Origin of the sequence: Ruminiclostridium cellobioparum DSM 1351 = ATCC 15832 (assembly GCF_000621505.1) — a bacterium.
Taxonomy (GTDB): Bacteria; Bacillota; Clostridia; order Acetivibrionales; family DSM-1351; genus Ruminiclostridium; species Ruminiclostridium cellobioparum.
The window spans coordinates 1-2,215 of record NZ_JHYD01000079.1; the positions used below are offsets into that span (position 1 = coordinate 1).

The 2,215-nt window shown below is 41.9% G+C and carries 1 protein-coding gene; it reads right to left on the minus strand.

All coding sequences use genetic code 11. The features are described from left to right. Positions 1 to 2,215: condensation domain-containing protein (locus tag T344_RS28835; protein ID WP_034862404.1), on the minus strand; the 2,215-nt coding region annotated here is incomplete at both ends.

A 2,215-nucleotide genomic window follows, 5' to 3' on the forward strand; every position in this document is an offset into this window, starting at 1 on the left:
ATCTATAGGCAGATATGCCCCTCCCGCTTTAAGAACGCCCAGCACTGCTACAACAAATTCTACAGACTGGTCGGCCATGATTGCCACTATGGAGTCTTGCTTTACACCTTTTTCCCTTAATACCCTTGCAAGCCGGTTTGCTTTTTCATTCAGCTCCCTGTAAGTCAGACACCTGCCTCCGGCTTCAATGGCAATATTGTCCGGAGTTCTTTCCATCTGCTCTTCAAACAACCGGCAAACAGTTTTTCCCACTGGATATTGGGTCGCAGTGTCGTTGAAGCTATATAGAGTATCCTTTTCTTCATCCTTATCCATCACTTTTATTTCACAAAGCAGTGCATCTGGATTTTTCACCACCTCTTCCGCTGCGTTTGTAAAATGCCGTGCCAACCTCTCCACTGTTTCCTTTCGGAATAACTTTGTGCAGTACTCCAACGAAAATCTAATTACATCTTCACGAATATATGCCAGAATGTTCAAATCAGCATGGGTCTTGCTTTGCCCAAAGTGATATGGCCTGAACTCTACATCCTCAAGTGCTATTTCAGGGACATCAATATTCTGAGCTGTAAACATCACATCATATATTGGATTCCTTTCGGGATCTCTTCTGGTATTTACAGTATCCACTAGCATCTCAAACTGATAGTCCTGATTCTCGTAGGCTTTTAAAGAGCTTTCCCTTACTTCTTTAAGAAACTCCTTAAAGGTTTTACTTCCTTGGGGATGATTTCTCATTGCAAGCATGTTTACAAACATTCCAACTATGTTTTCCAGGTCTGCATGGGGTCTTCCCACTATCCCCGTCCCTATTACCACATCTTCCTGTCCTGTATATTTATAGAGTAGTACGTTCAATACCGTCAGGAGTACCATATGCATTGTTGTACCTGTCTCTACAGTGAGTTCCTTTAATTTTGAAGTCAGGTTACTATCTAATGCAAAAGAAATAAAGCTTCCTTCAAAGCTCTGTATTTTGGGTCTTAGATAATCTGTAGGCATATTAAGGACCGGTATCTCGTCTTTAAATTGCTCCTTCCAGTACTCCCTCTGCTTATCAATTGCTCCCGATTTGAAGAAAGTGTTTTGCCAATGTGCGAAATCCTTATATTGCAGCCTCAACTCCGGAAGAGTCCTTCCCTCATAAAGTGCTGAAAATTCATTAAGAAGTATACCGTGAGAGACTCCATCAGTGATGATATGGTGCATATCGCATATTAAGATGTACTCAGACTCTTTTATTTTTATCAATCCTACCCTTAATAGGGGAGCACTGCCCAAATCAAAGGGTCTTACAAATGCTTCCACGATGTTGCCCGCTTCTTCTTCACTCGCCTCCATATACTCTATCTGAAAATCTACATCCTGGTTCACTTTCTGTACTATTTCGTCCCCAACTACCCCGAAGGAGGTCCGGAATGATTCATGTCTTCTTACAAGAGCTTTAATGGCTTTTTCAAATCTTACTACATCTAACTTACCTTTCACCACCACAGACAGCTGTGTATTGTAGCTAGTCCAAACGTTCTCAAATTCGCTAAGTATATACATTCTCTTTTGGGCTGAAGATACGGGATAATACTCCTTCTCCTCAACCGGCTCTATGGTCTTGTAAATACTCACATCGGCTTTTTCTAAATATTCAGCCAATCCTCTTATTGTGGGGCGTATAAAGAGTTCCTTCAGCGGTACATCAATATTCATTCTCTTGTGTATATTTGAGACAAGGCTCATAAGCTTCAAAGAATGTCCGCCCATCATAAAGAAGTTGTCATTAATCCCCATCCGCTTTATGCCAAGAACCTCTGTCCATATTTCCATCAGTTCCTGTTCTATCTCATTGGTAGGCCCTTCATACTCGGTTTCTCGGGACAGGCTCTCTATCAGCTCAGGCAGAGCTTTTCTGTCCACCTTCCCGCTGTGGGTCAGAGGGATGCTATCCACATGCATTATAAATGCAGGTATCATGTAGTCAGGGAGCTCCTTTTGTAATACCCTTCTTATTTCAGTAAACTCCAGTTGTGCATCACTTACCACATATGCACACAGCATCTTATCCCCTTTTATATCTTCCTTTACTATGACTATTGCCTCTTTTACCGATTCTTCCTTTAATAATACATTCTCTATTTCACCCGGCTCTATCCTGTAACCCCTTATCTTTACCTGACTGTCACCTCTGCCCACGAACTCTATGTTTCCATCCATGAGCCGC